The 20,166-nt window shown below is 60.1% G+C and carries 23 protein-coding genes; 3 read left to right on the top strand and 20 right to left on the bottom strand.

Going from position 1 to position 20,166, the window contains the following annotated elements:
• Window positions 1–6 precede the first annotated feature (6 nt).
• Complete coding sequence (locus tag CH92_RS03400; RefSeq protein WP_025240369.1) at window positions 7–519, top strand: DUF3299 domain-containing protein; 513 nt, start codon at window positions 7–9, stop codon at window positions 517–519.
• A 145-nt stretch (window positions 520–664) separates the two neighbouring features.
• Here the strand turns inward: CH92_RS03400 and CH92_RS03395 are convergent, their stop codons facing one another.
• Genes CH92_RS03395 through CH92_RS03370 form a run of 6 tightly spaced genes read right to left on the bottom strand, consistent with a single transcriptional unit; the run spans window position 665 to window position 5,543 of the window.
• Window positions 665–1,756, bottom strand: a complete 1,092-nt coding sequence (locus CH92_RS03395; RefSeq protein WP_025240368.1) for a tetratricopeptide repeat protein — start codon at window positions 1,754–1,756, stop codon at window positions 665–667.
• 1 nt (window position 1,757) lies between these two features.
• Window positions 1,758–2,468, bottom strand: coding sequence for an energy transducer TonB (locus CH92_RS03390; RefSeq protein ID WP_025240367.1), 711 nt, complete (start codon window positions 2,466–2,468; stop codon window positions 1,758–1,760).
• On the bottom strand, window positions 2,468–2,881 hold the full coding sequence (locus CH92_RS03385; protein WP_025240366.1) for an ExbD/TolR family protein: 414 nt from the start codon (window positions 2,879–2,881) through the stop codon (window positions 2,468–2,470). Before CH92_RS03385 ends, CH92_RS03390 begins: the two co-directional genes overlap by 1 nt.
• A gap of 10 nt (window positions 2,882–2,891) precedes the next feature.
• Window positions 2,892–3,437: a MotA/TolQ/ExbB proton channel family protein gene (locus CH92_RS03380; RefSeq protein ID WP_025240365.1), complete on the bottom strand. Its 546-nt coding sequence runs from the start codon at window positions 3,435–3,437 to the stop codon at window positions 2,892–2,894.
• Complete coding sequence (locus tag CH92_RS03375; protein WP_025240364.1) at window positions 3,430–4,776, bottom strand: MotA/TolQ/ExbB proton channel family protein; 1,347 nt, start codon at window positions 4,774–4,776, stop codon at window positions 3,430–3,432. The genes CH92_RS03380 and CH92_RS03375 overlap by 8 nt, the downstream gene beginning before the upstream one ends.
• Window positions 4,773–5,543 (bottom strand): DUF3450 domain-containing protein, encoded by a 771-nt coding sequence (locus CH92_RS03370; RefSeq protein WP_025240363.1) that lies wholly within the window; start codon window positions 5,541–5,543, stop codon window positions 4,773–4,775. The genes CH92_RS03375 and CH92_RS03370 overlap by 4 nt, the downstream gene beginning before the upstream one ends.
• Before the next feature lie 272 nt (window positions 5,544–5,815).
• Here CH92_RS03370 and CH92_RS03365 point away from each other — a divergent pair, with 272 nt between their 5' ends.
• On the top strand, window positions 5,816–6,502 hold the full coding sequence (locus tag CH92_RS03365; protein WP_025240362.1) for an OmpW/AlkL family protein: 687 nt from the start codon (window positions 5,816–5,818) through the stop codon (window positions 6,500–6,502).
• A 59-nt stretch (window positions 6,503–6,561) separates the two neighbouring features.
• Here CH92_RS03365 and CH92_RS03360 read toward each other — a convergent pair whose 3' ends face one another.
• The 4 genes from CH92_RS03360 to CH92_RS03345 all read right to left on the bottom strand — a co-directional run bounded on the left by CH92_RS03360 (window position 6,562) and on the right by CH92_RS03345 (window position 10,427).
• A complete protein-coding gene (locus CH92_RS03360) occupies window positions 6,562–7,500 on the bottom strand; it encodes an NAD-dependent epimerase/dehydratase family protein (protein ID WP_025240361.1) in 939 nt (312 codons plus the stop codon).
• A complete protein-coding gene (locus CH92_RS03355; RefSeq protein ID WP_025240360.1) occupies window positions 7,493–8,377 on the bottom strand; it encodes a sugar nucleotide-binding protein in 885 nt (294 codons plus the stop codon). The genes CH92_RS03360 and CH92_RS03355 overlap by 8 nt, the downstream gene beginning before the upstream one ends.
• A gap of 10 nt (window positions 8,378–8,387) precedes the next feature.
• Entirely contained in the window at window positions 8,388–8,882 is a 495-nt protein-coding gene (locus CH92_RS03350) for a single-stranded DNA-binding protein (RefSeq protein WP_025240359.1), read from the bottom strand.
• A 177-nt stretch (window positions 8,883–9,059) separates the two neighbouring features.
• Window positions 9,060–10,427 (bottom strand): MFS transporter, encoded by a 1,368-nt coding sequence (locus tag CH92_RS03345; RefSeq protein WP_025240358.1) that lies wholly within the window; start codon window positions 10,425–10,427, stop codon window positions 9,060–9,062.
• Between the two features lie 131 nt (window positions 10,428–10,558).
• On the opposite strand from CH92_RS03345, the gene uvrA reads away from it, so the two are divergent.
• Entirely contained in the window at window positions 10,559–13,396 is a 2,838-nt protein-coding gene (gene uvrA / locus CH92_RS03340) for an excinuclease ABC subunit UvrA (protein WP_025240357.1), read from the top strand.
• A gap of 52 nt (window positions 13,397–13,448) precedes the next feature.
• Here the strand turns inward: uvrA and CH92_RS03335 are convergent, their stop codons facing one another.
• The 10 genes from CH92_RS03335 to rpmD form a co-directional block, all read right to left on the bottom strand.
• Entirely contained in the window at window positions 13,449–14,906 is a 1,458-nt protein-coding gene (locus tag CH92_RS03335; RefSeq protein ID WP_025240356.1) for a catalase, read from the bottom strand.
• A 162-nt stretch (window positions 14,907–15,068) separates the two neighbouring features.
• Entirely contained in the window at window positions 15,069–15,455 is a 387-nt protein-coding gene (rplQ, locus tag CH92_RS03330) for a 50S ribosomal protein L17 (RefSeq protein ID WP_025240355.1), read from the bottom strand.
• 45 nt (window positions 15,456–15,500) lie between these two features.
• Window positions 15,501–16,502: a DNA-directed RNA polymerase subunit alpha gene (locus CH92_RS03325; protein ID WP_019339960.1), complete on the bottom strand. Its 1,002-nt coding sequence runs from the start codon at window positions 16,500–16,502 to the stop codon at window positions 15,501–15,503.
• 22 nt (window positions 16,503–16,524) lie between these two features.
• On the bottom strand, window positions 16,525–17,145 hold the full coding sequence (gene rpsD / locus CH92_RS03320) for a 30S ribosomal protein S4 (protein WP_025240354.1): 621 nt from the start codon (window positions 17,143–17,145) through the stop codon (window positions 16,525–16,527).
• A 17-nt stretch (window positions 17,146–17,162) separates the two neighbouring features.
• Entirely contained in the window at window positions 17,163–17,552 is a 390-nt protein-coding gene (gene rpsK / locus CH92_RS03315; RefSeq protein ID WP_014854207.1) for a 30S ribosomal protein S11, read from the bottom strand.
• A 30-nt stretch (window positions 17,553–17,582) separates the two neighbouring features.
• Window positions 17,583–17,939 carry a 30S ribosomal protein S13 gene (rpsM, locus tag CH92_RS03310; RefSeq protein ID WP_014854208.1) on the bottom strand — a complete coding sequence of 119 codons (357 nt, stop codon included), beginning with the start codon at window positions 17,937–17,939 and terminating at the stop codon, window positions 17,583–17,585.
• 131 nt (window positions 17,940–18,070) lie between these two features.
• Entirely contained in the window at window positions 18,071–18,187 is a 117-nt protein-coding gene (rpmJ, locus tag CH92_RS03305; RefSeq protein WP_014854209.1) for a 50S ribosomal protein L36, read from the bottom strand.
• A 30-nt stretch (window positions 18,188–18,217) separates the two neighbouring features.
• Window positions 18,218–19,546 (bottom strand): preprotein translocase subunit SecY, encoded by a 1,329-nt coding sequence (secY, locus tag CH92_RS03300; protein WP_025240353.1) that lies wholly within the window; start codon window positions 19,544–19,546, stop codon window positions 18,218–18,220.
• Window positions 19,547–19,981: a 50S ribosomal protein L15 gene (gene rplO, locus CH92_RS03295; RefSeq protein WP_025240352.1), complete on the bottom strand. Its 435-nt coding sequence runs from the start codon at window positions 19,979–19,981 to the stop codon at window positions 19,547–19,549.
• A 3-nt stretch (window positions 19,982–19,984) separates the two neighbouring features.
• Window positions 19,985–20,164, bottom strand: coding sequence for a 50S ribosomal protein L30 (gene rpmD / locus CH92_RS03290; RefSeq protein ID WP_003281818.1), 180 nt, complete (start codon window positions 20,162–20,164; stop codon window positions 19,985–19,987).
• Between the last annotated feature and the right edge of the window lie 2 nt (window positions 20,165–20,166).

The following is a 20,166-nucleotide window of genomic DNA, read 5'->3' as shown; positions in this document are numbered from 1 at the left end:
AGCGCCATGTCTCGCCTGTTATTCGCCACCCTGCTCAGCCTTGCGGTTCCCTTCGCCGCCGCCGATGTCCGTGAGCTGCAGTGGTCGGACCTGATTCCGGCAGACGCCCCACCACCTCCGCCACCGATGGCGATGCACGATATGTCGCAGCTGGCCGATGCGCTCGCCGCCGAAGCGGGCCCAGCAGCGGCTCAGCAGTCACCTGTCGAGCCGGTCGTGGAAGAACTCGATGGCGTGCAGGTCAAGCTGCCGGGGTATATCGTGCCGCTGGACATCGGCGAGGACGGGCGGGTGACCGAGTTTTTACTGGTGCCCTACTTCGGCGCCTGCATCCACGTGCCACCGCCGCCGTCGAACCAGATCGTCCACGCCACCAGCGAGCTGGGGGTCAAGGTGGATGAGTTGTATCAGCCGTTCTGGATCGAAGGCCCGCTGAAAGTCGAGCACGCCAGCAGCGAACTGGCCGAAGCGGGCTATCGCATGGAAGCCCAGAAGATCTATCTCTACGAGCTGGAGTGAGCCATGGGCTGACAGGCCCGGCGTCGCCGGTCAGGAACCCTCGACGGAACGCATCACCGGAGCAGGAGCAGTATCAGGCGGATCTGTCAGATGGATCCGCACCGTCGACGATGCGGGCCCAATCAGACGCGCCCATGCATCGAGCTTAGCGAACACTGGCAATTTGGCGCTGCCGTTCGAAGCTCAGTTCACCTTCGGCCCAGTCCCGCCAGGCCCGCACCTTGCGCCGCTCGGCGCCGGCGCGCTCAGCCTGTTTCAGCGCATCAAGGCCTGCCTGCCAGCGGGCTTGCTCCAGCTCCAGCTGGGCAACATTCAGCCAGAACTTGGCGCTGCCGGACTGGCTCGCCAGGTCGCGGTAGATCTGCGCCGCTTCCGAGCGCTCGCGTGCCTGCCACCAGAGCATACCCAAGCGCTCGCGCCGCTTGGCATCGCTGGATAGAAGGCGCGACTCAAGCATACCTTGCAGCAACTTTGCGCCCTGCCAGGGCTGGCCGGCCGCACCTGCCAGAAGCACCAGGTTGTCCAGCTCAGCTTCGCTGAAACGCAGTCCCTTGGCGTGGGCGGCACGCAGGGTCGCGAGCGCCTTGTCCTCGTCACCCGCCATCTGCTGCAAGCCCGCCAACTGGCGCCAGCTCTTGACCTGATCCGGATGCCGCGCAAGCAGCCGGCTTTGCCAGCGCTCGGCGGTCTCGTAGCGCTTCAGCTCGGCGTTGCCCGCCACCAGGAACTGCAACCAGGTATCGGCCGCGTTGGGGTTCGCCTGAACATAGCGCTCTGCCAACGGCAGCGCCTTGGCGTGCTGCCCGAGCCCCTGATAGGCCTGGACCAGCATTTGCAGAACTTCTTCGCTTGCCTGGGCAGGCGAACCCAGCAGGCTGATCACCTTGGCATAGCGGCGTTCGATCAGATTGAGTTTCGCCAGGTTGAGCCGCTCGTTCGGCAACATCGTCTCGTCCAGCTTGCCGCTGGCGATCGCCCTGTCGAGCAGTTCGAGCGCTTGTCGGTTGTTGCCTTCAGCCCAGGCCAGATAGGCCTCACTGCGCCATAGCAATGCTTGCTCCGCGCTGCGTGGCTTGGCCTCGGCCTGTTGGAGGGCACGACGTGCAGCGACGTAGTCGCCCTTCTCCTGCGCGCTCTGGGCACGTTCCAGCGCCTTGAAAACCGCTGGATCGATGCTCTGGGCGGCTTGAACCGATACAGCGAACAACAATGAGATCAGTAACAGCAAACGGGGCATGTCAGCGTTCTCCTTGCAGGCGGAAATGCAAAGTTTTGACGGCTTCGCGCGATACCGCGGAGCCATTTTCGGTACGCGGCGCAAAGCGCCAGCGAGCGGCGGCACGACGTGCCTCGCGGTCGAAAACATTCGGCGGCGAGGCGTCCAATACCCGGATATTTTCGACCTTGCCCGCTGCCGTGATGGTGAAGGCGAGCTTGATATGGCCTTCGATGCCGCGCTGACGTGCCCGATAAGGGTACTCGGGACGGACGTCGTTAAGCGGCATGACTTCCTGCTCGGGGCCGGACTGGCCTGCCGTCTCGGCGGCCGAAGGGGCCGCTGGTGCCGGGGGCGCTGCCGGGGCAGATGCGGCCGTCAAACCCGCAAGGCTGGGCGCTGGCGCGCTGGCGACCGACACGCCGGTATCGATGTTCGGCAGCGGCAGATCGAGCTTGGGCAGATTGGCACTCGGACTGGTCATGCTCGGTGTCGGCGGCGTGGGTGTCTGCGGTGACTTCGGCTGCGGTGGTTGCGGAGCCTGCTGCCGCGAGCGCGTCGCGGCGCTTTCGTTGCGGTTGTCCATGCGCACGAAGTTGGCGATGGCCACTGGATCGTCCGTTACCTCGCTACGGGGCGGACTGACCATGTTCAACATCAGCGCAAACAGCAGCAACGCCACCACGCAGGCGGCGATGAAGGACAACCCGACGCGGGTCAGTCCGCGAACCATCACGGCGTTCCCGACGTGGCGGCAAGGGCCACATCCTGAACCCCGGCCAGACGCGCCTGATCCATGACCTGAACCACCAGGCCGGTTCGGGCATCCTGATCGGCCTGCACCACCACGGCGCCTTCGGGCTGGTCGACGCGCATACGTTCTACGCGCGCGCGCACGCTGCGCACATCCACAGCCTGCTTGTCGATCCAGACCTGACCCTCGGCAGTCACCGCGATCAGAATGTTGCCCTTGTCCTGGGCGCTTGCGGTGTCGGCCTGCGGCCGCTGAACCTCGACACCGGATTCCTTGATAAAGGAGCTGGTGACGATGAAGAAAATCAGCATGATGAAGACCACGTCGAGCATCGGCGTCAAGTCGATGCCGGTGTCTTCTTCCTGCTGGTAATGATGGCGACGCATACGCATCCGGTAATCCTCAATCGTGACGCAGCTGGTCGGCCAGCCGGTCGAGAGCCTGGCGCGAAATACGTTCGAGACGCGCCAAGCTGAACAGTCCAGTGATGGCCAGCACCATGCCGGCCATGGTCGGCAGGGTCGCCTGCCAGACGCCCGCGGCCATGCCGCGAGGATTGCCGGTGCCGTTGAGCGCCAGCACATCGAAAACCGCGATCATGCCGCTGACGGTACCGAGCAGTCCGAGCAGTGGGTACATAGCCACCAGGGTCTTGCTCATTCGCAAGGGCCCGGCGAGTTGCTGCTGGGCTTGGGCCAGCCAGGCGCTGCGCACCGCACGCTGCCAGTTGCCGGACTCGTCGCCCAGTTGCGCCCAGGCCTGGCGTCGGGCTTCGACCCAGCGTGGGAATACCCGGCGCATGAACCACAGGCGTTCGAACACCAGCGTCCAATAGAGCACGCACAAGGCTGCCAGCGCCCACATCACCGCGCCGCCCGCCGCCATGAAATCGAGCAGCGTATAAGCGCTGTCGACCATGCGCAGCCAATGACCGTGCAGATCAGTCACGACGTGCGGTCCCCGACAGATGCAGCGCGATCAAGCCAGCACTCTGCTGCTCGAGCAGTTGGATCAGCGCCTTGCTGCGGCTGGCCAGCAGGCTGTGCAGGAACAGCAGCGGGATCGCCACTACCAGCCCGAGAACCGTAGTCACCAGCGCCTGGGAAATACCGTCGGCCATCAGGCGTGAATCGCCACCACCACTCTGGGTGATCGCCTGGAAGGTCACGATCATCCCGGTCACGGTGCCCAGCAGACCGAGCAGTGGTGCGACGGCGCTGAGCAGTTTGAGCAGTGGCTGACCGCGCTCGAGGGGCGGTGTTTCTTGAAGGATCGCCTCGTCGAGCTTGAGCTCGAGAGTCTCGAGGTCCGACAGCTGTGGCTTGGGCCCCAGCACGCCAATGATGCGGCCTAGCGGATTGTCATCGCGCGGCTGGTGGAGCTCACGGGTCTGACGGTTCACCGCTCTTCCCACGCCCGCCAGATAAATCATGCGCCAGACAGCGAGGATCAGGCCGATAGCGCCCAGGACCAATATGACCCAGCCCACCAGCCCGCCTTGCTGAATGCGATCCCACAGCTGTGGCTGACGCTGCAACTGAGCCAGCAGCGAGCCGCGGCTCGGATCGATCGGCAGAGTCGCCAGCGTGTCATTGCTGCTCAGGTAGTCATTGACCAGCCCCATGCCGGCCGGTTGGCGACTGGGCGTCAGCAACTCGCGAGCGTCACTGTCGTAGCGCAGGAAGTTGTCTTCTGTAAAAGCCGAGAAGTTGCCGACACGCAGTACCGATTGCTCGCTGCGCTGCCCGTCGACGCCCACAACCGGCAGTTCTACCCGCTCGATCTGGCCGCTGGCCGTGAGGTCTTCAAGCAGGGTCATCCAGAAGCTGTCCAGATCCTCCGCAGATGGCAGCGTGCGGCTTTCAGCCAGCGCCTTGAGCCGCTTGAGTCGCTCCGGGTATTGCGCGTTGAGTAAGCTGTCCTGCCACTGTCCGGCAATATCGCCAGCACTCTGTCTAACCACTCCGAACAGTTCGCCAAGGTGGCCAACCCGCTGCGCCAGCAGCTTTTCCTGTTCGGCCAGCTCGACTTCCTGGCGATCGAATTCAGCTTTTAAGCGCTCGGCTTCGGCCTTCTGCTTTTCAAGCGCGGCATTGGCTCGCGCTAGCAGTTGCGCTTGCTCGCCGCGGTTCTGGATGAAAGCCTGCTCCCGCGCTTGCATGGCATCGACTTCCGCAGCGCGCTCGCTGCGAATGCGCTGCAGCAGCTGATCAGGGCTCAAGGGCTCGGCTGCCTGAACCATTGCCGGCAACAGGCCGATGAGCAACAACGTCAGCAAACGGCTCATTGCGCAGCCTCCTTGGCCAGGGTCTTGATGGGCAGTTCGAGCCAGCTAGGGGCTTGCTGTTGACGGGCGACGGCGATGGCCTTGGTGATTGGCCGGCGCGCGTTGCCATCAAGCACTTCCCAAGCCCTGGATTGCGGATTCCACCAACCGCTCTCATGGGCATCCAGCGTCTGGTAATACAGCATGCTCCGCCCCAGGCGCAGGAACTCGACGCTGCGGCTCCCGCCCTCGACCGGCAGCTCGCCCCGCCAGGCCTCCAGCGTTCTGCCGTAATCACTCTCGATCTGATAGGCCTCGAGGATCCGCCGGTATTTCTCAGCCAGGCTGATATCGGCCCGGCCTTGCATGTCCTGCAGGCTGGCCAGGCGATCAGCGCGCTCGTCGGGCAGGAACGGTAAATCCGCTGCGATGAATTCTTCGAGCACCTCGATCATCCGCCCCATCTGCGGCGCAACGGCTTCCTGGGTGCGTTCGATGCTGTTCAGTTGGCGCTGGAAGCCATCAAGCTCCTTACGCTGCCCCGCGGTGAGTTCAGCCAGCTGTTCGTTATAGGCTTTCAGGGCCTCGGCTTGCTGCACGGCGCTGCGATAGTCGTTGAGCATCTGCCGGGTCGCATCATCGAGCTGCTCGATACGCGCTTGCGATGCCTTGGCTTCAGCAGCGAGTTGCTGACTTTCTTCCAGCGCAGCGTCCAGCGAAGCCGCATTAAGCGGCAGGCATAACGACAACAGCACGCTTGCGAGCAAGCGAGTCGGGTACTGATTCATGCGGAGCGGGTCCTCGGTTCACGGCGGCTCAAAAGCGTTATGTTATAACGCTTAGCAAGAGTCTCGCAGCTTATCCTTCAACTGCGATACCTACCTGACACCACCGCGGTTCAGAAAGAGAAACATTATCATCCGCAAACAGAGCACAAAGCAACCTGATCAAACAGGTGAAACATAGGCGGAGGCTTTGTTGAGCTAGATCAAAATGGACCCGAGGGAGAGCTCTAACATGGGCGCCAACGCAACACACCATGTCTCGATGGAGTCCCATTATGCGCAACATCCTGTTTACCGCGCCTGTGCTGGCCGTGGTCCTCTTCGCCCCCTTCGCCCAGGCCCATCAGTCTGGTGATGTCATCGTTCGTGCCGGTGCGATTACTGTTGATCCGCGAGAAGAAAGCGGTGACATCTATGTAGGCGCGCTGTCCACCAGCGTTCCGGGAACCAAGGCTACGCTCGATAGCGACACCCAGCTGGGTCTGAACTTCGCGTACATGCTGACTGACAAGGTCGGCATCGAACTGCTCGCCGCAAGCCCTTTCAGCCATGACGTGGGTGTGGCGGGCATGCCCGGCGGTTTTGCATCACTGAATGGCAAGCTGGGCGAGCTCAAGCACCTGCCACCGACCCTCAGCGTCGTGTACTACCCGCTCGACAGCAAGTCAGCGTTTCAACCCTATGTGGGCGCCGGCATCAACTACACCTGGTTCTTCGATGACAAGCTCAGCAGCGAAGCCGAGGGCAAGGGATTCAGCGGCTTGGACATGAAGGATTCATGGGGTCTGGCTGCCCAGGTGGGCATGGACTACATGCTGACCGACAACGTGATGGTCAACGCCCAGGTCCGCTATATCGACATCGATACCACTGGCACCACCAGCTTTGGCGGAGCCAAGGTGAAGGTCGATGTGGACGTCGATCCGATGATCTATATGGTCGGCCTCGGCTACAAGTTCTGACGAATCCGGACAATAGCCGGACCGCAGAGACGACAAAGGCGCTCATGGCGCCTTTGTTTTTACCTTCCGCTAGCGCCTAGCAACTTCGCCAGCCCAGCGCGCATGTCGGTTGCTGGCTCCGGCAGACGAAAGCGCTGTAACAAGCGCGCATTTTCAGCCCGTGAATGGCGGATATCTCCACCACGGGCCGCTTGATAACTGACTGGCGGCAACTGCCCCAATACATCACCGATCGCGGCTAACAACTGGTTCAGGCTAGTAGCGCGATTCAGCCCAACGTTGACCGCGCCGACCTCAACAGCCGGGCGCTCCAAAGCCTGCAGCAGTATCTCAACCAGGTCGCCCACATAGAGAAAGTCGCGAGTCTGCTCGCCATCGCCAAAAACGGCGATCGGCAGCCCCTGTTGCGCGCGCTCGGTGAAGATGCTGATCACCCCCGAATAGGGCGAAGAGGGATCCTGGCGCGGCCCATAAATATTGAAGAAGCGGAACACCACAGGCTCCAGCCCATGCTGGCGCCGATAGAAGTCGAGATAGTGCTCACTGGCCAGCTTGTCCGCTGCATAAGGCGTCAGTGGCGCCTTCGGCGTTTCTTCGTCGATGGGCTGGCCTTCGCCGTTGTTGCCATAGATGGCCGCACTCGAAGCGAAGACGACACGACGCACGTCAGCCTCGCGCATCGCCTCGCACAGGTTCAGCGTGCCCACCAGATTACTCTGGTGCGTCCCGACCGGATCATCGACCGATGCCTGCACTGATGCCACCGCAGCCAGATGCACCACGGCTCGACACCCTTGGACAGCGCGCCGCACAAGCTGCGCATCGGCCACGTCGCCTTCGATCAGCTCCACATTGGCGCTATCCGGTAGGTTGCTGCGCTTGCCGGTGGATAGATTGTCCAGTACCCGCACCGCATAGCCGCGAGCAACAAGCAAATCGACCAGATTCGAGCCGATAAAACCGGCACCTCCAGTAACCAGAATGGGTGAATCAGCCATGACGGTAGTAGCGCTCCAGTAGGCTCGGCAGCCCGGTGCGCCAGGCACGCGGCTTGATACCGAAGGTGTTGAAGATTTTCTTGCAGGCCAGTACGCCATGCTGCGGCTCGTCTGCTGCGTCCGGACAGGCCGCGTGTGCGACGGGCGTTAAGCTGCTGACTTTTAGCTGCCGATGGTGAGCCGCTTCGGCAAGTAGCGCTTGACCGACCACCAGAGGAGTCGACGCCTCATGCCCACCATAGTGGTAGGTCCCCCACAGCGGTGCTTGACAGTCCAGCTGCTTCAGCACGGCCAGAATGACCCGTGCGGCGTCTTCGACCGGTGTCGGATTGCCACGGCGGTCATCGGCGAGACACAGCTCATCACTCTGCTCGAGTCGCTGAAGAAACCGCCCCAGCAAACCGTCCGAGCTGTCATCGAGCAACCAGCCGAACCGCAGCAGAACATGGCGCGGGCAGAGCGCGCGAACGCTCTGCTCGACACGCCAGAGCGCGCGGCTTCGCGCGTCCAGCGGTGCGACTTCGTCCTTCTCGCTATAAGCGGTGGTGCGGGCACCATCAAACACGCGGTAGCTGGAGGGCTGCATCAGGACGAACTGATGGTGCTGGCACAGCTCGGCCAAGCGCTCTACCGCCCGCTCCTGACTGGCTAGCACGGCGTCCTCGACATGACCGCTCTGAAACCAGTCGAAATAGTAGGCAAGATTGATCACGACATCCGGGCGATTGTCGTCGAGCAGATCGGTCAGGCTGGGCGCATCCCATCCCTGATCGGGCGGTCGCGGTGCGAGAAAGCCAATGTCTTCCTCGGCACCCAGGCGGATCAGCGCCTGACCCAGGGCATTACCGCCGCCCAACAGCATCAGGCGCATTCGCATGGAGTGGACTCTAGAACGGGATATCGTCGTCGAAGCTGTCGTAGTCCGGAGCGGGCTGCTGGGCAGGCTGCGGCTGAGACTGTGGGCGCGACTGCTGCTGTGGCTGCGATTCACGCTGAGGACGCGGCTGGGACTGACGCGGTGCATCGTCGGAGCTGCCACCGCGGCCGCCGAGCAGCTGCATGGTACCGCCCATGTCCACTACTATCTCGGTGGTGTAACGCTTAACGCCATCCTTCTCCCATTCACGGGTCTGCAGGCGGCCCTCGATGTAGCACTGCGAGCCCTTGCGCAGGTACTCGCCAGCAATCTCGGCAACCTTGCCGAACAGCACGACACGGTGCCACTCGGTGCGCTCCTGCTGCTGGCCGGTCTGCTTGTCCTTCCAGCTGTCGGTGGTGGCCAGCGTGATGTTGGTCACCGCATTGCCATTGGGCATGTAGCGGGTTTCCGGGTCGCCGCCGACATTGCCGATCAAGATGACTTTATTCACCCCTCTGGCCATGAGGTAACTCCTTAGTTTGAACGTGAATTTGGATAGGCTCACTGTAGAGAACCCCGCAACCGGGGCAAACCAATGACCGTGAATCTTACCTTACCACCCCAGGTCGGCCAACCGGCGCGAGCTCGGGCGCAGGGGCACTGAGCAGCCCGAGACAGTGCGACCCTAGAAAAAACCTCGTCAGGCGACCAGACGATCGAGCGCTGCCCGATCCAGCACCTGCATGTCGACCTTGACGTAGGCGGCCGACTCCTCGGCGATCACCACCGCATCCGAGACACCCGGGACCGCCAGCATCTGCTCGGCGAGAACCGGATTACGCGCAGCTTCCACCGAAAGCGGCAGGCGCAGCCCGGTCACATAAGGTGGCTCCCGCATGCTCCAAGTCACCAGCAGCCAGAGCATGCACAGCGCAGCACAACCGACAAAAACCAGCCCCAGACCGCCCAGCTGATAAAACCAGCCACCGAGAACGCCCCCCAAGCCGGAACCGAGAAACTGACTCGTGGAATAAACTCCCATCGCCGTCCCTTTGCCACCTGCGGGTGCCACCTTGCTGATCAGCGAAGGCAGCGAGGCTTCCAGCAGGTTGAACGCGATGAAGAAAGCGATCATCCCGGCGACCAGCGACCAAAGGCGGTCCCCGAACAGCCAGAAGAACAACTCCGTCAGGAACAGTACACCAACGGCCCCCAGCACGACGCGCTTCATCTGGCGTTTCTTCTCGCCATAGATGATGAAAGGAACCATGCCGAAGAAGCCAACCACCAGCGCAGTGAGGTAGACCCACCAATGCTCATCCTTGGGAAGGCCCGCGTTATTGACCAATGCCAACGGCAGTGCAACGAAACTCGCCATCAGGATGGCGTGCAGCGCGAAAATACTGAAATCGAGGCGCAGTAAATCGGGATGACGTACGGTAACGCCGAGCGCCTGCTTCGCGACGCCAGATTCGCGATGGCGCAAATGTCGGTGGGCACGTGGCAGCGTCGCAACAATCAGCGCACCCAACAGAGCCATACCAGCCGTGGTCCAGAACAAGCCTGACAACCCGTACGCTCGAGTCAGCAACGGGCCGACGACCATGGCAACGGCGAACGAAATACCGATGCTCATGCCGATCAGCGCCATCGCCTTGGTGCGATGCTGCTCTCGGGTGAGATCCGATAGCAAAGCCATCACCGCAGCCGAAATCGCCCCGGCACCTTGCAGAATGCGGCCGGCGATGACCCCCCAGATGGAATCAGCCGACGCCGCCAGCACCGCTCCCGCAGCGAAGATCAGCAACCCGAAGTAGATCACTGGTAGCCGGCCGATCCGATCGGAAAGCATGCCGAACGGAATTTGTAGCACAGCCTGGGTCAAACCATAGGCACCGATAGCGAGGCCGATCAATGCCGGTGTGGCCCCCCGCAGCTCCATGCCGTAGGTCGCCAGGACTGGCAGCACCATGAACATGCCGAGCATACGAAACGCGAAAACCAGGGCCAGCCCGGATGCTGCGCGGGTTTCTCTGGCGCTCATGCGCTCGCCATAGGGATCGTGCATTGGGGGTCTCGCTTGAATGAACCGGCGGCGATTCTAGCAGCCATCCTTGGCTCGGCACAGGCTCGCAACTTTGCCGCGATGTCGCCCCTGGCCGTATACTTTCGGGTTTTCGCCCGCCACGCGAGGCTGCTTTGGACAAGATTCTGATTCGTGGGGCTCGCACCCACAACCTGAAGAACATCGACCTCACTCTGCCGCGCGACAAGTTGATCGTGATCACCGGCCTGTCCGGCTCCGGCAAATCTTCGCTGGCCTTTGATACGCTTTATGCCGAAGGGCAGCGTCGCTATGTCGAATCCCTTTCGACATACGCCCGGCAATTCCTCTCGATGATGGAAAAGCCCGACGTCGATACCATCGAAGGCCTCTCCCCTGCCATTTCCATCGAGCAGAAATCGACCTCGCACAACCCGCGCTCGACCGTCGGCACCATCACCGAAATCTACGACTACCTGCGCCTGCTCTATGCACGCGTAGGCACGCCGCGCTGCCCTGACCACGATGCGCCACTCGAAGCCCAGACGGTCAGCCAGATGGTCGACCAGGTATTGGCGTTGCCGGAAGGCCGCAAGCTGATGCTCCTCGCCCCGGTCATTCGCGAACGCAAAGGGGAGCACCTGGCGGTATTCGACGAGTTACGCGCCCAAGGCTTCGTACGCGCCCGGGTCAATGGACGGCTTTATGAGCTCGACGAACTGCCAAAACTGGATAAGCAGAAGAAGCACTCTATCGACGTCGTGGTGGATCGCTTCAAGGTGCGCGGCGACTTGCAGCAGCGCCTCGCCGAATCCTTCGAAACCGCACTGAAACTCGCCGACGGCATCGCGCTGGTCGCCTCAATGGAAGAGGATGACGACGGCGAAGAGATGATTTTCTCCGCCCGCTTCGCCTGCCCGATCTGCGGACACTCGATCAGCGAACTCGAGCCCAAACTGTTTTCCTTCAACAATCCGGCCGGCGCCTGCCCGACGTGTGACGGCCTGGGTGTTAAACAATTTTTCGATGCCAAGCGCCTGGTCAATGGCGAGCTGACCCTGGCCGAGGGCGCCATCCGCGGCTGGGATCGGCGCAACGTCTATTATTTTCAGATGCTCGGCTCGCTCGCCTCGCATTACGGGTTCAGCCTCGATAAGCCATTCGACTCTTTGCCGGCGGATCAACAGAAGGTGGTTCTGCGCGGCAGCGGCAAGGAAAACGTAGACTTCCGCTACTTGAACGACCGCGGCGATATCGTCAAACGCTCGCACCCCTTCGAAGGCATCATCCCCAACCTCGAGCGCCGTTACCGGGAAACTGAATCCAATTCGGTACGCGAAGAGCTGGCCAAGTATCTGAGCACCCAACCCTGCCCGGAGTGCCGCGGCACCCGACTGCGTCGCGAAGCCCGCCATGTTTGGGTAGGTGACAAAACCCTGCCGGCGGTGACCGGGCTACCGATTGGCGACGCCACCGAGTATTTCGGGGGCCTTTCGCTCACCGGCCGCCGTGGCGAAATCGCCGACAAGATCCTCAAGGAGATTTGCGAGAGGCTGCAGTTCTTGGTCAATGTCGGACTCGACTACCTGACCCTCGACCGCAGCGCCGATACACTATCCGGCGGAGAAGCGCAGCGAATTCGCCTGGCCAGCCAGATCGGTGCGGGCCTAGTCGGGGTGATGTACATCCTAGACGAACCCTCTATCGGCCTTCACCAACGCGACAACGAGCGATTGCTGGGAACCCTGCGCCACCTGCGCGACATCGGCAATACGGTAATAGTCGTTGAACACGATGAAGATGCCATACGCCTCGCGGACTATGTGGTCGACATCGGCCCTGGCGCTGGCGTGCACGGTGGCCAGATCGTCGCGGAAGGGACGCCTGACGAGGTTATGAATAACCCCGCGTCCGTGACCGGTGGCTATCTCTCCGGCCGGGTGAAGATCCTATACCCGGAACAGCGCACTCCCCCTGATGCAACCAAGCTGCTCAAACTCAAAGGCGCTCGCGGCAACAACCTGCGCAATGTCGATTTGGAGATACCTGTCGGGCTACTGACTTGCATCACCGGTGTGTCGGGTTCCGGCAAATCGACGTTGATCAACAACACACTCTTCCCAATCACCGCCACAGCCCTGAACGGAGCGACCACGCTTGAAGTAGCGCCCCATGATTCGTTCGACGGTCTGCAGCACCTGGACAAGGTGGTGGATATCGACCAGAGCCCGATTGGTCGTACGCCGCGCTCCAACCCAGCCACCTACACTGGGCTATTCACGCCCATTCGCGAACTCTTCGCCGGCGTGCCAGAGGCCCGCTCGCGTGGCTACGGCCCCGGCCGCTTCTCCTTCAACGTCAAGGGTGGCCGCTGCGAGGCCTGCCAGGGCGATGGCGTGATCAAGGTAGAAATGCACTTTTTGCCGGACATCTATGTGCCCTGCGACGTCTGCAAGGGCAAACGCTATAACCGTGAAACGCTGGAAGTGAAGTACAAGGGCAAGAGCATCACCGAAGTGCTGGACATGACCATTGAGGAGGCGCGAGAGTTTTTCGATCCGGTGCCGGCCGTTGCCCGCAAACTCCAGACATTAATGGATGTGGGACTGTCCTATATCAAGCTCGGCCAGAGCGCGACCACGCTTTCAGGTGGCGAGGCGCAGCGAGTCAAGCTGTCGCGCGAACTGTCCAAACGCGATACCGGCAAGACGCTATACATCCTCGACGAGCCGACCACCGGCCTGCATTTCGCAGATATCCAGCAACTGCTCGACGTGCTGCACCGATTGCGTGATCACGGCAACACGGTGGTGGTCATCGAACACAACCTGGACGTGATCAAAACCGCCGACTGGCTCGTGGACCTTGGTCCCGAGGGTGGATCAAAAGGCGGGCAGATCATCGCGACGGGCACGCCGGAACAGGTCGCCGACATGCCGCACTCCCATACCGGTTACTTCCTCAAACCCCTGCTAGCACGGGACAGGGCCTGAGCTGCTGGCATAAAAAAGCCGGGCCCAAGGCCCGGCTTTAATGTTTCGACGATCAGCCGATTTCGCTCGGTTCGATTCCCAAACCCCTGGCGATACACGCACCATACGCAGGGTCGGCCATGAAGAAATAACCGAGCTGGCGCAACTGCACGTCACGGGTCACCGGCGTCATGGCGCCGACGATGTTAGCCACCAACAAAGCCTGCTGCTCGGCGCTCATCAGGCGGAACAGCGCCCCGGCCTGACTGAAATAGTCATCGTCCCTGCGGTGATCGTGACGATCCGCAGCCCCAGCCAGCGCCAGTGCGGGCTCAGCGTACTCCGGTGCCTGCTTGGGCGCTTCGGCATAGCTATTTGGCTCGTAGTTGGGCCCCGAGCCACCGTTGCCATCGAAGCGCATCGCGCCATCACGCTGGTAATTCTGATAGGGGCAGCGCGGCGCGTTCACCGGGAGCTGCTGATGGTTGGTGCCGATTCGGTAACGATGTGCGTCGGCATAAGCAAAAACGCGGCCCTGCAGCATACGGTCTGGCGAAAGCCCAACGCCTGGCACCACATTGCTCGGAGCGAACGCCGCCTGCTCAACCTCGGCGAAATAGTTCTGCGGGTTACGGTTGAGCTCCAGCAGACCAACCTCAATCAACGGGAACTCTGTCTGCGACCAGGTCTTGGTGACATCGAACGGGTTCTCCGTACGACTAGCCGCCTGTTCGTCGCTCATCACTTGGATGCACATGCACCACTTCGGAAAGTCACCCCGGTCAATGGCGCTGAACAGGTCCCTTTGCGCATAGTCAGGGTCGGTACCGGCAAGGCGCCCTGCTTCCTCAGGCGTCAGGTTCTTGATGCCCTGCATACTCTTGAAATGGAACTTCACCCAACTACGCACGCCTTCGGCATTGACCAGACTGAAGGTATGGCTTCCGAAACCATGCATGAACCGATAACCGTCCGGAATACCGCGATCCGAAAAAAGTATCGTGACCTGATGCAATGCTTCAGGTGAGTGCGACCAGAAATCCCACATTGCCTGCGGACTCTTCAGATTGTTCCAGGGGTCGCGTTTTTGAGTGTGGATGAAATCCGGGAACTTGAGTGGGTCTCGAATGAAGAAGACAGGCGTGTTGTTACCCACGATGTCCCAATTACCTTCCTCGGTGTAAAACTTCACAGCGAAGCCACGAGGGTCACGCTCGGTATCGGCCGACCCGCGCTCGCCGCCCACTGTTGAGAAACGCAGAAACAGGGGAGTCTGCTTGCCCACCGTGTCGAACAATTTGGCTTTGGTGTATCGAGAGATATCGCCGGTGATCGTCAGCGTGCCATAGGCACCGGATCCTTTGGCATGCACGCGCCGCTCGGGAATGACCTCGCGATTGAAATGCGCGAGTTTTTCAACCAGATGAAAGTCGTCCAACAGAAGCGGCCCCCGAGGCCCAGCGGAACGAGAGTTCTGGTTGTCGGCAACCGGTGCACCAGATGCGCTAGTAAGGACCTGTTTATCGCTCATGCTGTCTCTCCTTCAAATGCCATGTGTTTGGCTTGGAGACGATTCTAGCGAGACGACAGCGACAATCTAATTTATTAAGCGGACCAGCCTGATAGACCATTTCTAATCAGCTGGCGAAAAAAAACCGAGCTGGCGCTCGGCTTTTTTTCAAGTAAGCGACGCTTACTCCGCAGCTTCCACTTCACCGGTAACCGGACGGTCAACCAGCTCGACGTAAGCCATTGGGGCGTTGTCACCAGCGCGGAAACCGCACTTGAGGATACGCAGATACCCACCCTGACGGGCGGCGTAACGCGGGCCCAAATCGTTGAACAACTTGCCAACGATCGCCTTCGAGCGAGTACGGTCGAAAGCCAGACGACGGTTGGCGACGCTGTCTTCCTTGGCCAGAGTGATCAGCGGCTCGGCTACGCGACGCAGTTCCTTGGCCTTGGGCAGGGTTGTTTTGATCAGTTCGTGCTCGAACAGCGACACCGCCATGTTCTGAAACATGGCCTTGCGGTGAGCGCTTGTGCGGCTGAGATGACGGCCACTTTTACGATGACGCATGATTGAAATTCCTTACCAAACGATCAGTTCGGTGACTATGGTCGATCAGGCCGTAGCCTTATCGTCCTTCTTGAGACTGGCCGGCGGCCAATTGTCGAGGCGCATGCCGAGGGACAGACCACGAGAAGCCAGAACATCTTTGATTTCGGTCAGAGATTTCTTGCCCAGGTTCGGCGTTTTCAACAGCTCAACTTCGGTGCGCTGGATCAGATCACCGATGTAGTAGATGTTTTCTGCCTTGAGGCAGTTGGCCGAACGTACGGTCAGTTCCAAGTCGTCAACTGGACGCAACAGGATCGGATCGATTTCGTCTTCCTGCTCGACCACAACCGGCTCGCTGTCACCCTTGAGGTCAACGAACGCGGCCAACTGCTGCTGCAGAATGGTCGCGGCACGACGGATCGCCTCTTCGGGATCCAGGGTTCCATTGGTTTCCAGGTCGATGACCAGCTTGTCCAAGTTGGTGCGCTGCTCAACACGAGCGTTTTCGACAACATAGGCTACGCGACGAACCGGGCTGAACGTCGCGTCGAGCTGAAGACGGCCAATGCTACGGCTCTCGTCTTCGTCGCTCTGACGTGCGTCAGCCGGCTCGTAACCACGGCCGCGAGCGACCTTGAGCTTCATGTTGATCGAGCCATTAGCCGCCAAATTGGCGATCAGGTGATCGCCATTGACGATTTCGACATCGTGATCCAGCTGGATATCGGCAGCGGTCACAGCGCCCGCGCCCTTCTTCACCAGGCTCAAGGTCACTTCATCACGGCCGTGCAGCTTGATGGCGATACCTTTGAGGTTCAACAGGATTTCGATGACATCTTCCTGCACGCCCTCGATAGCGCTGTACTCGTGGAGCACACCGTCGATCTCAGCCTCGACCACAGCGCAGCCGGGCATGGAGGACAACAGAATACGACGCAGCGCGTTGCCCAGGGTATGGCCGAAACCACGCTCGAGAGGCTCGAGTGTGATCTTGGCACGGGTCGGACTGACCACCTGCACATCGATATGGCGGGGGGTCAGGAACTCATTTACCGAAATCTGCATGGATACACCTATTTTCTAGCCCTTACTTGGAGTAGAGCTCGACAATCAGGTTTTCGTTGATGTCGGCGGACAGATCACTGCGAGCCGGAACACTCTTGAAAACACCAGATTTCTTGTCGGCGTCTACTTCGACCCACTCAACGCGACCGCGCTGTACGCACAGTTCCAGGGCTTGGGCGATGCGCAGCTGGTTACGGCACTTTTCACGAACTGCTACCACGTCACCAGCCTTTACCTGAAAGGATGGAACGTTCACGGTTTTGCCGTTAACGCTGATAGCCTTGTGGGATACAAGCTGACGCGACTCGGCACGAGTAGAGCCGAAGCCCATGCGGTAAACCACGTTATCCAGACGGCATTCCAGCAGTTGCAGCAGGTTTTCGCCGGTAGCGCCCTTACGGCTGGCAGCTTCTTTGTAGTAGCCGCTGAACTGACGCTCAAGTACGCCGTAGATACGACGAACTTTCTGCTTTTCACGCAGCTGCGTGCCGTAGTCAGAGAGACGACCACGACGCTGACCATGAACACCCGGTGGGGTTTCGATGTTGCACTTCGATTCGAGCGCGCGCGCACCACTCTTCAAGAAGAGATCGGTGCCTTCACGACGAGACAGTTTGCACTTGGGACCAATATAACGAGCCATTTCTCACTGTCTCCTGATTACACGCGGCGCTTCTTCGGCGGACGGCACCCGTTGTGCGGGATTGGCGTCACGTCGGTGATGCTGGCGATTTTATAACCACAGCCGTTCAATGCACGAACGGCAGATTCGCGGCCCGGACCAGGACCCTTGACGTTGACGTCGAGGTTCTTGAGGCCATATTCCAGTGCCGCTTGACCAGCACGCTCGGCAGCCACCTGGGCAGCGAACGGAGTGCTCTTACGGGAGCCGCGGAAACCGGAACCACCGGAAGTTGCCCAGGACAATGCATTGCCTTGGCGATCGGTGATAGTGATGATGGTGTTGTTGAAAGAGGCGTGGATATGGGCGATGCCATCAACCACCGTCTTTTTGACTTTCTTACGAGGACGAGCAGCAGGTTTTGCCATGATTAGATTCCTGTCGATGCGCTAACGCGATTACTTGCGGATCGGCTTACGCGGACCCTTGCGGGTACGAGCGTTGGTCTTGGTGCGCTGACCGCGTACCGGCAGACCACGACGATGACGCAGGCCGCGATAGCAACCCAGGTCCATCAAGCGCTTGATCTTCATGTTGACTTCGCGACGAAGGTCACCTTCAACGATGAACTTAGCCACTTCACCACGCAGCAGTTCGACCTGCTCGTCGGAAAGATCCTTAATTTTCGCTGCCGGATTCACACCGGTAGCAGCGCAGATAGTCTGCGCACGAGTGCGACCGACACCATAGATGTAGGTCAGCGAGATAACAGTGTGCTTGTTATCCGGAATGTTTACGCCTGCAATACGGGCCATTCAGTGAAACTCCAATTGACAGCTACCCAACGCCCCGGAAGCCAAGAAAAGGGCGCGAGATACTAACGCTGTAATAACAAATAATCAACCCGGCAGCGCACTAGCTGCCGGGCTCGAGCCTTAGCTCACAATCAGCCTTGGCGCTGCTTGTGACGCGGTTCTGCGCTGCAGATCACCCGAACGACGCCTTCGCGACGGACGATTTTGCAGTTGCGGCACAGCTTTTTGACCGATGCACGAACTTTCATGACCAACTCCTGGAACCTTACGGGCTGACCTCAGCGGAGCATTCCGCTGCCATAGCCCTTCAGGTTGGCTTTTTTCATCAGGGAATCGTACTGGTGAGACATGAGGTGCGATTGAACCTGGGACATGAAGTCCATTACAACCACAACCACAATCAGCAACGATGTCCCGCCAAGGTAGAACGGCACGTTCGCCGCCACCACAAGGAACTGCGGCAACAGGCAGACAGCCGTCATGTACAGGGCACCGAACATGGTCAAGCGAGTCAGCACACCATCGATATAGCGTGCTGACTGCTCACCAGGCCGAATCCCCGGGATAAACGCACCGGACTTCTTCAGGTTTTCTGCAACGTCCTTCGGATTGAACATCAATGCCGTGTAGAAGAAGCAGAAGAAGATGATGCCGGCGCTGAACAACAGAATATTCAACGGCTGACCAGGGGCGATCGACTGAGAAATATCAGCCAGCCAACCCATGTTCTCCGACTGTCCAAACCACTGCCCCAAGGAAGCCGGAAACAGCAGGATACTACTGGCGAAGATTGCTGGGATGACACCCGCCATGTTCACCTTCAACGGAAGGTGGCTCGTTTGTGCAGCGAAGACCTTGCGGCCCTGCTGACGCTTGGCGTAGTGCACGGCAATTCGCCGCTGGCCACGTTCAATGAACACCACGAATCCGATGATGGCGACGGCCAGCAGACCAACAGCGAGCAGCGCAATGATATTGACATCACCCTGCCGAGCCGACTCGAACGACTGCCCCAGAGCGCCAGGGAGGCCGGCGACAATACCTGCAAAGATCAGCATTGAGATACCGTTACCGACACCCCGCTCGGTGATCTGCTCCCCCAGCCACATCATGAACATCGCACCCGCCACGAAAGTAGTGACAGCAACGAAGTAAAAGCCGAAGTCAGTGCTGAATGCGACACCCTGGCCAGCGAGACCGACCGACATACCAATGGCCTGCACGATAGCCAACACCAAAGCGCCGTAGCGCGTGTACTGGCTGATCTTGCGACGACCGGACTCGCCCTCTTTTTTCAACTGTTCCAGCTGGGGACTGACAGCCGTCATGAGCTGCATGATGATCGACGCCGAGATGTACGGCATGATCCCCAAAGCAAAGATACTCATGCGCTCCAGCGCACCACCGGAAAACATGTTGAACAAGCTAAGGATGGTCCCTTCGTTCTGACGGAACAGCTCGGCCAACCTGTCGGGATTGATTCCCGGCACCGGGATGTGTGCGCCAACACGATAGACGATAATCGCCATCAGCAGAAAGCGCAGACGAGCCCAGAGTTCAGAAAGCCCGCCACTATTCAGCGCGGAGAGAGCACCTTGCTTAGCCATTTATTCCTCGAACTTGCCGCCAGCTGCTTCGATAGCCGCGCGCGCACCCTTGGTGGCGGCGATGCCCTTCAGAGTTACCGCACGACCAACCTCACCCGACAGCATAACTTTTACGCGCTGTACGTTCTGATTGATGATATCGGCATCCTTGAGGCTCTGCAGAGTTACGACATCGCCTTCAACCTTTGCCAGCTCGGAGGTACGCACTTCAGCACGATCCATAGCCTTCAACGAGACGAAACCGAACTTGGGCAGACGGCGATGCAAAGGCTGTTGGCCGCCTTCAAAACCGGGAGCGATCTTACCGCCGGAGCGGGAAGTCTGACCCTTGTGACCACGACCACCGGTTTTGCCGAGGCCGCTACCGATACCGCGACCCGGACGCAGCTTTTCGCGACGGGCGCCCGGCGCAGAACGCAGATCGTTCAGTTGCATGGCTTAGCCCTCCACACGGAGCATGTAGTAAGCCTTGTTGATCATGCCGCGATTTTCAGGAGTGTCCTGAACTTCGACGGTGTGACCAATGCGACGCAGGCCGAGGCCCTTGACGCACAGCTTGTGATTGGGGATACGACCGCTGACGCTTTTGATCAGCGTGACCTTGACGGTGTTAGCCATGA

Source organism: Stutzerimonas stutzeri, from assembly GCF_000590475.1.
GTDB lineage: Bacteria > Pseudomonadota > Gammaproteobacteria > Pseudomonadales > Pseudomonadaceae > Stutzerimonas > Stutzerimonas stutzeri_D.
The sequence above is the reverse complement of the archived record's forward strand: the minus strand, read 5'-3'. Positions and strand labels throughout refer to the sequence as shown.